Origin of the sequence: Tenacibaculum profundi, assembly GCF_052050075.1 — a bacterium.
GTDB lineage: Bacteria > Bacteroidota > Bacteroidia > Flavobacteriales > Flavobacteriaceae > Polaribacter.
The window spans coordinates 1,231,989-1,243,454 of record NZ_CP197225.1; the positions used below are offsets into that span (position 1 = coordinate 1,231,989).

An 11,466-nucleotide genomic window follows, 5' to 3' on the forward strand; every position below is an offset into this window, starting at 1 on the left:
CGTGGTAATTCTACTCTAATTACGCTGTCAATTTCAATATTTTCAATGAACTTGTTAACCCAAAATAATCAATATAATCTCAATCAATATCTCAAATTAAACTCTTGTAGAAATGCTAGAATCGAACTAACTGATAAACTAATTATCATTCCAAAATTTCTGTGATCGTGTCGCTCTCCGTAAGCGGATGCAAAACTAAAAACTTTTTTAAAAATAACAAACATTTTTGAAAGTTTTTTTTAGTTTTTTTTCAGAACAGCCGAAGTCAAATTAAAACCTCAAACAAACTAAAAAAAAGTAAATAATTACTAATTATCCTACCCTCTTTATAACTCTAAAACAACACGCTAAATCAATGAACTTGCTAACTCTTTTACTATGCGTTTTCACGTTAGCGGTTGCAAACATACAACCATTTTTTATTCTAACAAGACTTTTTTTAACCTTTTTTTAAACCAAACAAAAAAACAGCTTAACACCAATTACTTAAACTATAAAAATCAATAGCTAATTATTTATTTTAGGAATTAGGGATAGATGTATAAAATCATTATTTATTTAACAAACCGCAATTTGATTTAGTTTTTCTATTTCAAAAAAGAAAGTTGTTCCTTTTCCTTTTTTACTATCTAACCAAATTCCCCCTCCATTTCTCTCTATTATTTTTTTTACTAGAGCCAGTCCTATACCTACAGAGTCCATGTGAAGTTTTAATTCTAGTTTTTGGAATAACTTAAAAATTTTTTTGTGATACTTTTTATCTATACCTGGTCCATTATCAGATATTGAAAACACATATTTTTTATAATTCTCTTTAACATCAATAACAATAGAAATATGATTCTTATCATTATGCTTAATTGCATTTTGAATAAGATTTTGGAAAACTTGTAATAATTGAGACTCGTTAAAATAAACGTCAGGAAGTTTATTTTTTATTTTAATTGTACATTTATCAGAGCTATTTACCATTATTATTCTCTTCACAAGAGCTTCGAGGTTTACTTTTTTTCTCTCTCGTTCCCTCTCCATTTGTAATGAATAATTTAATATACCATTAATAAGCATATCCATTTGTACTACCTGTTCTTTAATGATAAATAAATTTTTATACATTTCAGAACCTTCTTTTACAGAATTTTCTTCCAGTAATTCCTTGGATGTAACCCATTCTGCCATTGTATGAATATTACGTAAAGGTCGTTTCAAATCATGAGATACAACATACGCAAACTCTTCCAAATCTTTATTTCGTTGAGATAGCTCTTTTGCTCTTTTCTCTAAATCAATAGTTCTTTGTTTTATTTTATATTCTAACTGCGAATTCATTTGTTCAAGACTTTTTCTATGATGCATAGCTCCATTAAGAATAATAAATGAAAAGATAAAAATAGTTGTAATTGAAACTAAGACAGCCCCTTCCATAACAACATCGATATCATTACTTATTACTTGATAAGTCATATGAAATAACTGAAAAGAACTGAATAAAATAATTAACCACCTATTACTTAACATTAAAATACCTCCAAACATAACAATGTAAGAACCTAAAAGATAATCTAAAGAAAACTGATTAAGAGCAACTGTGTAAGTTAAATAATGTTGGAAAGAAAATATTGATATGAAAACTAATAGTCCGTATGATTCAAATATTCTCTTATTTTTAATTTTTGGCAGTATCCCTAATATGAGGAAAAGTAAAGAAAAAAATTCTCTTCCATATTCTACTTCTATCGCATTAGGATTAAAATAAGATATTAGTAGCGAATATAAATACAATCCAGGAGCTATTAAACATAGCACCGTGCTAGTATTTTTAATTTCAAACGCCTCTAGCTTTCCAATTTTCTTTAAAAAACTTTGGTTCATAAAATTTTAGGGCAAAATATTGTGTTTAAATTTAGACAATTTAAACGTAATATGCACCCTACATAACTTTAACGCGATTTGAATCTGTAGATAAAGTACTCCAATAAGTAGATTATAAGTCCTTTTTGAGTGGTGCTTCTAAAACTTATTATACATTATTTATTATTTGGCTAAAAAAAGAAAAGAAGTTAAAAACTTCTCTCCTTAATGTTGTTACTCTTCAAAATTAAACTTTAAAATATTAAAGTATTGAACAACTAATCTTCTTACTTAAATCTTTAGATCAAGTAAGAGTTTATAACGACTAAAAGCATTAGTTTTAAGTTAGATAACATCTTTAAAAAATCTTGAAGTTATTTGCACCACAGTATCTTTTTTTAAAGCTAATATTTTAACATTTAGGTAATAGCGAAGTATAAATTATCTTAAATACCCCTTCTTTCGATCCTAAAAAAATAACTATTAATCGTTTGATACATACTATCTAACTATTTTAATACATCACATTCGTTTTCAGTATTAATTTTAGATAAAGAATGATCTTTGTAAGATTAAATTCCACGTCGTTTTAGACTTGATTTTTAGTAATTTATATTTTTTTTAAAAATAAAGAGTATCATTTAATTTATTTTGGCTTATATTATTGAATATCATATTTATGGTGTTTCTAAGTTTGGTTAGTAAAAGAATCTATAAATCTATAGATTCTTTTTTTATTAATAATTCTCAGCTACTAACTAAGTATCTTTATTCTACCTTATTTCTCAATATTACTGTTGTTATTAACTTTACTTGTCTAAAATAAAATAGCGTCATGAAATAATTCTTCACCTCATTAACTCCCCACAAAAAACCTAAAACAATATAAGTCAATATTTTAACAAAAAAAACACATTGTTTAATGGTAAATATCTCAGTAATTAACCCCTATAAAAAACACCTAAACATAAGGGTTAACCATTAGTTGTTATTCAGGGTTTACACTTATTGTCTAACAATAAGAACTACTATATATTTGGTGAGTTATTTGGTTGTAAAACTATCAAGTAATTCGAAAAACCCTTCTAAGTAAAACCTCAAGGTACGTTTCTTTGAGGTTTTGTTTTATTAATTTATTGAGCATCTAACGCAATAAGTTATCTCTTCATCTATTTTTAGGACCATTCTATCTAAAATACTTATAAGTAGCCTTTTGATAAGATAAATTTAGGCTGGCTGATCGGTTTTTAATATAAAGTAATATTTCAAGCTAGGTTATCTCTTAATATTTAAAAATATTATTACATCCCTTGGTATGAAAAAACAAAACTTAGTACTTGTAAAACAATCTATCAGAAAACCAAACTCTAATATATATAAGTGGGTAACTAAAAAAATAGCTAAAATTATAATCAAAAAAAATAATCAAGAAGACATAAGCTATACGTATGCTCCTTGGTACATGTCTTTAATATTCAGAATGAAATACTATTTCTCTCTTCACAAAAACAAGTAGTCCCTTCGTCTAAAAAACGCCTATATTGATTTAATCTTATCGATAAATCAGTAAAACAATGAACTACAAGCCTATTCAGATAAAAAATATATAAAATTGTACATTAATCGTTAAGAACAAATACACTAATCGTAAAAATAACACTTCTTAACTAAGAACTAAAAATTGGACTTCTATTAATTGTAAATTTAAATAGATTTTTAAATATTGTTTATTCATTTTTAGAAGTTTGGTTAGTTTTTTAGCAGAAGTATTTCATAAAAAGAAATACTTCTGTTTATTTTATATTTATTTAAAAAATAAACTCCAATTTAAAAAGTGAATCATAAATAATTTATTTTTTTACACTCATGTCCATATCATGATCATATTGGCAACAACTAGGTAAATCTTGATAAGAATCAGTACTTCCTGCTACTTTGTCCGTATCATATCCTGATGCAGCAATTGCTTTGTGAACCTCATCAATATTAGTTTTCTTATCATTAAAAGTTACACGAATCTCCTTTTTATGTTTATCCCAATTCGCATTAGAAACACCTTCAACACCGTTAGCTGCTTTTTCAATAGTACTTTTACACATATCACAATTACCTCTAACTCCAAATGATGCTTCACTCATTGCTATTTCTTGTTGATCGACTACTGTTGTTTCTTTTTTTCCTTGGTTTTTACAACTTACCAATCCTATGACAGCCACTAAGGCAATACTAATTACTATATTTCGCATTATTTATTAATTTGTATGATGATTTATTACTTGTTTTACTTCTCCACATTTCAGCATTTTATCGCCAAAATATGGATTCGATATTTTTTCTTCTTTACTTAACCAATACGCTCCTTTATCACTATTTGCCATAGGACAATATTGCTTATAAGCTGTTTCTTCTATACCAAAAAGTTCAACTACCATAATTAAATGATTCGATAATACTCTAAATTGATTCCTTTGTTCTTCTATCGTTTCCAATGTTTCCATCTTTAAACTACTCAACTCCAAAATCTTCTCCAGTGTCATCCATTCTTCAAGAGCTCGATCATTTTTCAATAGCTCCATATCTACTTCATTCAATCTCAAATTAAACATAGTCGATTCTTTCTTTGTTTTCACTTTATCTGTTTCAACTAAATGGTCTTTAATTCTTATATAAGAATTATAAACTTCCTGTAATTGTTTTTTAAAATCAATGGACACTTCAAATGATTCTTTAATTGATTTTTCATGATTCATCATTGATTTCTTTCCTTGTAACTGTGCTGATGCATCAACAGTAAACACTCCGTTTGTCACGATTTCATCTCCCGAAGAAACCCCTTTTAAAATTATGTATTTATCACCATTCTTAGCTCCAAGAATCACTTCCTTCATTTCGAAAACTGGATCGCCATTTTTTAATTTTATATAAATAACTGATCTTTTTCCAGTCCACAAAACAGCTGAGGCAGGAATCAAAATGTTTGTATCTTTATTAGGTTTTAAGTTTTCAACTTCTCCAGTAACGAACATTCCTGGCTTAAACTTTTGTTCTCTATTAGCAATAGTTGCTCGCAATTTTACAACCCTAGTTGTTGGATTGACCATCGGATCTATAAAAATAACCTTAGCTTTAAAGATTTCTCCTAGATATGCATTGGACTTTATCTTTATTGTTTGTCCAACTTTGAACATTCTTATCTGATTTTCGTACACATCAAAACTGGCCCAAACAGAATTTAAATTTGCCATTTTTAATAATCCTTGCCCTTGCTTGACATAATCACCTACATTCACCATTTTTTCCAACACTGTTCCTGAAACTGTCGCATAAATGGGGAAATTCTCTCTCACCTTTTTAGAAATTTCAATTTGATTGATTTGATTCTCCGAAAGCTTCCAAAGTTTCAATTTATTTCTTACCGCTTTATACAAAGCTGGTTGTGTTTCTTTCAATGAAGCCGCAGTCAATAACTCTTGTTGTGCCTTAATCAAATCAGGGGCATAAATTGTTGCCAGCAACTGTCCTTTAGAAACTCTTTCTCCTGTAAAACTTACTTTTAGACTTTCTATTCTTCCAGAGAAAAAACTCGCCTGAACAGTATTCAACTCTTCATTCTCTACTATTTTTCCAGAAAGTGTTAGTCCTGTATTTTCACTTTTATCAGTTCCAACTACTGTTGTTTGAACGTTGGCTAAAGCCAATGCATTTTTCGTCATTTTAAACTGATTCGCCGACAAACCATCATCTCCAACTTCAGCAGGAATTAAATCCATACCACAAATTGGGCAGTCACCTAGCTCTGTCTGTCTAACCTGAGGGTGCATCGAGCAAGTCCAAAACTCGGATGTACTCATCACTTCTTCGTTATGATTGTGAGTATCTGTATTATCGAACGATCCAGAAAAAAAGAACTTTCCAAGAACCAATCCTAACATTACGAGGCCTACATATATTAAATATTTTTTCATCTGTCTATTTTTTATTATTATCAATCGCCACATGTAAACATGTTGATCTCATCCTTTTTACTTAATTAAATAATTAATTAAACTTCTTTCTTCGTAATAATTGACGACTGAGGTTATCCTATCCATTTGAAACCTTAATTGTAACTCTTGAATATCTAGTATATCATTAAAATCTATTGTTCCTGTTTCATAACTTTTCAATAAGATTTGTTCAGCATTTTTTGCTTGATTTAAATTTCTTGTATTGGTTCGATATGAAATAACTGCTACTTTCTGTTTTGCTACTGCTCTTTTCAGTGAAGCTTCCAAAACATTATATCGTTCTTGTTTCTGAAAACTGATTTCTTCTTGTTTTAATTTGTTCTGCTTACTTACTGATTTGTTCTTTTTATTAAACAAAGAAATGGACAATGACACCATTGGCATTATGATATCCTTTCCGTTATCGGGAAAATCCATATCGGGACGCTCTTCTACATTTATATAATCTATACCAAAACCTATGGATGGCTTTTCTTCTTTTTGATTCAGCAACTCCGATTGAATTACCGATTGATACAACTTATCATATTTGACTAATTCTGGGTGAATCTTTAAATTTTCGATATTAATAACCTCCGCTTCATCTAATAGTTGAATTTTCTCAGGTAGCTCTATAGCTATATCTACACTTTTATTCAACATTTTATTGAAAGAAGCTTGTTGTCCTTTGAACTCCTCTTGTAATATTTCTATCTGTTGTACTATTTCATTCTGACGAATTTGTAATTTCAATACATCTACTGCAGAAGCCTTATCCACTTCCAATGAGTTTAGTGCCAACTGCTCATAAGTTTTGAATAATTTCTTATTCTCCTCAAGTACTCTTTGTTTTGCTTGATTGCCAAATAGCTTGTAATATAATTTTGTAACCGAATTCACTAGCTTTCGTTTAGCTACAGCCAACTCTTGATAATTTGTATCTGATAAACTTTCGATATAATTCTCTCTGGCTGTAATTGTTCCAAACCAAGGCAACATTTGTTTTGCAGATACTTTGAACAGCTGCGCTCCAGTTCTGGTTTCAGGAGTACTCACAAATACACCAGCACCAATTTCAGTATTTGGTAATGTATTTACCTCTTCTTTTCGTTCAATAATACGCTCATATTGCTTTTCGAACTGTTTTATCTTTGGATTGTTTTCTAAGGCTTCTTTTATAAATACGTGCAACTCCTGCCCTTGTATTTTTACTGTTACCACTAAACACAGACTAAACAGTATCCATTTAATCATTCCTATCTTCATAATCTTGTGCTTTTGTTTTTCTCTTTATTTCTAAAAATCCACTCTTCCTTCCAACTATATAATACTGGAACAATAAAATAAGAAGTAATATCTATAATCATTCCACCAAAACTAGGAATCGCCATCGGAATCATAATGTCACTTCCCCTACCAGTTGATGTTAATACAGGTAATAAGGCCAAAACCGTAGTTGCCGTTGTCATAAGGCAAGCACGAATTCTCTTGTTCCCAGCATCTAAAGCCGCTCTTCTGATTGCTTGAATATTTTGAGGTTGCTTTTTCTCAAAAGATTGTTTCAAATATGTGGCCATTACAACTCCATCATCGGTGGCTATTCCAAACAGCGCAATAAATCCAACCCAAACAGCGACACTCAAATTAATAGGATGCATTTGAAAGAGTACTCTTAAGTTCTTTCCAAAGATGCTAAAGTTTAAGAACCAATCTTGTCCATATAACCATATCATGATAAAACCTCCCGCAAAAGCAACCGCTATTCCAGTAAATACCATTAACGAAGTACTTACCGACCTAAACTGAAAATACAAAATCAAAAAGATGATTATTAAAGCCAACGGAACCACGAACGACAATGTTTTCTCCGCTCTAAGTTGATTTTCATAAGTTCCTGTAAACTGATAAGATACACCCTTAGGAACTATTAGTTCACCAGAATTAATCTTGGATTGGATAACTTTTTGAGCTTCTTCAACAACATTAACTTCCGCATAGTTTTCTTTTTTATCGAAAAGTACATATCCGATTAAGAAAGTATCCTCACTTTTTATTACTTGCGGACCTTGCTCATAGCGAATCTCTGCAACTTCGCTAAGTGGTATCGAACTCTCTTTAGAAATTGGAATGTAAATATTTTGCAGATCCGTTGGACTCGAACGAAGTTCTCTTGGATATCGCACTCTTATTCCATAACGCTCTCTTCCTTCTACAGTTTGAGTTAACTGGATTCCTCCAACTGCTACTTTTAAAACTTCTTGAACCGACTGAATAGAAATTCCATATCGTGCAATTTTCTCGCGGTCAATATCAATCAATAAATAGGGCTTTCCAACAATTCTATCTGCAAAAACAGCTTCTTTCTTAACACCTTCAACTTCCTTTAATACAGATTCCAAAGCGATCCCTAAAGACTCAATTTGCTTTAAATCTTGTCCCTTTACTTTAATTCCCATTGGTGCTCTCATACCAGTTTGAAGCATTACCAAGCGTGTTTCAATGGGCTGTAATTTAGGAGCGGATGTTACTCCTGGAAGCTTGGTTACCTTTACAATTTCATTCCAAATATCATCAGGTGATTTTATGTTAGGTCGCCAATTTCTATAAAACTCACCACCTTCATCTTTAATTAGGTCTCCAGAATTAATTTCAGAGAATAAAACATCTTGAATTTTTCCTTTCTTAACATTAGGATTTACAACCACACTACCAATTTTCGTAAGATAATTCCCTTCCTCATCTATCTTAAAACGTTGACGTTTTCCATCTTCATTTAAAATATATTCAGGCTTATAAAGAATAACATTCTCATACATAGACATTGGAGCAGGATCTAAAGCAGATTCTGTTCTTCCTGCTTTTCCTACCACCGTTTTTATTTCAGGAATGCTCGCAACCGCCATATCCAATTGCTGTAATACTCTTTTATTTTCCTCAACACCTGAATGAGGCATCGATGTAGGCATTAGTAAAAAGGATCCTTCATTTAAGGAAGGCATAAATTCTTTTCCTGTATTTCTAAAAATTAAGATTCCACATATTAATACCGTTAATGGAATTGATAAAAACAATACTTTATTTTCTAAAGCCCAATTTAGAATAGTGGCGTAATACTTTTGGAATAAACTAAAAACTCCTAATATCCCAAAACAAATACCACCAACAAAAAGAACGTTTAAAAACATACTTCTTTCAACTCCAAGTGGTTGCCAATGCTCAGCAAGCAAACCAACAATAACTAAAATCGTTAATACGATATTTACTCTCTCTCCAAGTACTGAACCAATTTTATTTTGCGACACAAGTATCGAGCTTACTCCGAATCCAATTAATATAAAAGCAAACCAATTTCCATAAAACAATCCGAAGATTCCTACTAAAATTAATAATACATTTAAGGTATACTTTATTTTATTTGTTGTTTTACGCGTTTTGAAAATCGATGCTGCAAATGGAGGTATTAAAAACAAAGCAACAATTATTGCTGCTATTAGCGCAAATGTTTTTGTAAAGGCCAACGGACGAAACAATTTACCTTCTGCTCCAATCATTGTAAAAACAGGTATAAAACTAATCACAGTTGTCATTACAGCCGTGATAATTGCTCCTGAAACCTCAGTTGTTGCATTATAAACTATCGTATTTGTTGATAGTTTGTTGGAATATTGCTCTAAATGACGAATAATATTTTCACATAATATAACACCAACGTCTACCATTGTACCAATAGCAATAGCTATTCCCGATAGTGCTACAATATTTGCTTCTACTCCAAAGGCTTTCATTCCTATAAAAACCATCAATACAGAAACTGGTAGTAACCCCGAAATTAAGATGGAAGCACGCAAATTGAATACCATAACAATAATTACCAAAATAGTGATCAACACTTCCAACGTTAGTGCTTCGTTTAAGGTAGACAAGGTCTCCTCTATTAATTCAGTTCTATCATAGAAAGGGACAATGGTTAATTGAGAAGTCCTTCCATCTTTTAGTTTCTTAGTTGGTAACCCATGAGCAATCTCATTGATTTTATCTTTTACTTTTGAAATTACCTCTAGAGGGTTCGCTCCATATCTAGCCACAACTACTCCACCCACAACTTCTGCTCCTTCCTTATCTAAAATTCCTCGTCGAGTCTTTGCTCCCAGAGTTACTTTCGCAATATCTTTAATGCGAATGGAAGTAAAACTTTCTGAAGTAACGACAGCACTTTCTATATCAGCTATGGATTTTATATATCCTAATCCTCTTACTAGATATTCAGCATTGTTAATTTCCGTAGTTTGAGCTCCGATATCTTCGTTACTTTCTTTAACCGCTTTTACAACTTGTTGTAAACTGATATTATATTGACGCATCAACTCAGGATTAACGTCTATTTGATATTCTTGAACATATCCTCCAATTGAAGCCACTTCCGAGACTCCACTAGAAGACGATAAGGCATATTTTACATAATAATCTTGAATACTTCTTAACTCATGTAAATCCCAACCTCCTGTTACATTCCCTTCTTCATCCCTCCCTTCTAAGGTATACCAGAATATCTGTCCTAATCCAGTGGCATCTGGCCCTAAAGTCGGATTCATTCCATCTGGTAACAATCCCGAGGGCAAAGAATTTAGCTTTTCCAAAATTCGAGATCGACTCCAATAAAATTCAATATTCTCTTCAAAAATGATATAGATACTAGAAAATCCAAACATTGACGAGCTACGAATCGTTTTTACTCCTGGAATCCCAAGTAAGGATGTGGTTAATGGATACGTAACTTGATCTTCGATGTCTTGAGGTGAATGTCCTTCCCATTTCGTAAAGACAATCTGTTGATTTTCTCCTATGTCTGGAATAGCATCAACTGCCACTGGATTTGTTGGTAAAAATCCAGTATCCCATTTGAATGGCGCATTTATTACTCCCCAACCTATTAATAAAAGGAGTAGTAATAGAGCTACCAATTTATTTTCTATTAAAAATTTAATGCTTTTCTTTAGCATACTTATATGATTTAAACAATAAACAATTCGTGTAAATACACGTATAAGAACTTCATAGTAACAATACTAGAAACCAATTGACTATTATTTAAGAAATCATATTAGAAAAACCTCATCAAGTAATTGAATGTCTTGTATGACATTCGGAGGAGAATAATTTTTAAAAGGAATTACTTTATCATGTAAATCCTGAAATAAGTTTAGATAAGAATAAATATATGAAGCTATAAAAGCTTGTTCCTCAAAAGATAAATAATCAAAAGACTGCTTTAATTCATTTTGTCCTTCAACAATTACTTTTTTATCCGAACAACATCCTTTTTTTTGTATAGAACAGTTATCAGAACTCTTAACTTCCGAAATTTTATCCATTCCACAAGAATCTGCCTTTGCAAATAATGCTACATCTACCAAAACATCTCCACAAAAATGAAGATCATATGTAAGCCATACCGTTGAAAAAAGCACTATCAACGCCATGGATACAGAAGTTATTTTAGTAAATATATATCTCATAAACAATACAAAGATACAAATATATATTATTCTTTTAATCTGTAAATTCCACAATGACCTTATTATCAATCAACAATACTACCCATAGTCTACAAATTAACTATCTACATTTT

7 protein-coding genes are annotated in these 11,466 nt (G+C 30.9%); 1 reads left to right on the forward strand and 6 read right to left on the reverse strand.

Translation table 11 applies throughout. The annotated features are described in order from the left end of the window. Nucleotides 1-558: 558 nt before the first annotated feature. The gene (locus ACSIGE_RS04960) at nt 559-1,872 is read right to left on the reverse strand and encodes a sensor histidine kinase (protein ID WP_440881676.1); all 1,314 of its coding nucleotides are present in this window, start codon (nt 1,870-1,872) and stop codon (nt 559-561) included. 1,294 nt (nt 1,873-3,166) lie between these two features. On the opposite strand from ACSIGE_RS04960, the gene ACSIGE_RS04965 reads away from it, so the two are divergent. Next, nucleotides 3,167-3,367, forward strand: a complete 201-nt coding sequence (locus tag ACSIGE_RS04965; protein WP_440881677.1) for a hypothetical protein — start codon at nt 3,167-3,169, stop codon at nt 3,365-3,367. Nucleotides 3,368-3,701: 334 nt separating this feature from the next. Here ACSIGE_RS04965 and ACSIGE_RS04970 read toward each other — a convergent pair whose 3' ends face one another. The 5 genes from ACSIGE_RS04970 to ACSIGE_RS04990 all read right to left on the reverse strand — a co-directional run bounded on the left by ACSIGE_RS04970 (nt 3,702) and on the right by ACSIGE_RS04990 (nt 11,353). Next, entirely contained in the window at nt 3,702-4,097 is a 396-nt protein-coding gene (locus ACSIGE_RS04970; protein WP_440881678.1) for a heavy-metal-associated domain-containing protein, read from the reverse strand. Between the two features lie 6 nt (nt 4,098-4,103). Then, a complete protein-coding gene (locus ACSIGE_RS04975; RefSeq protein WP_440881679.1) occupies nt 4,104-5,816 on the reverse strand; it encodes an efflux RND transporter periplasmic adaptor subunit in 1,713 nt (570 codons plus the stop codon). A 57-nt stretch (nt 5,817-5,873) separates the two neighbouring features. Further along, nucleotides 5,874-7,103 (reverse strand): TolC family protein, encoded by a 1,230-nt coding sequence (locus ACSIGE_RS04980; protein WP_440881680.1) that lies wholly within the window; start codon nt 7,101-7,103, stop codon nt 5,874-5,876. Then, nucleotides 7,100-10,837, reverse strand: a complete 3,738-nt coding sequence (locus tag ACSIGE_RS04985) for an efflux RND transporter permease subunit (protein ID WP_440881681.1) — start codon at nt 10,835-10,837, stop codon at nt 7,100-7,102. The genes ACSIGE_RS04980 and ACSIGE_RS04985 overlap by 4 nt, the downstream gene beginning before the upstream one ends. A 96-nt stretch (nt 10,838-10,933) precedes the next feature. Continuing rightward, nucleotides 10,934-11,353 carry an HYC_CC_PP family protein gene (locus ACSIGE_RS04990; protein ID WP_440881682.1) on the reverse strand — a complete coding sequence of 140 codons (420 nt, stop codon included), beginning with the start codon at nt 11,351-11,353 and terminating at the stop codon, nt 10,934-10,936. Between the last annotated feature and the right edge of the window lie 113 nt (nt 11,354-11,466).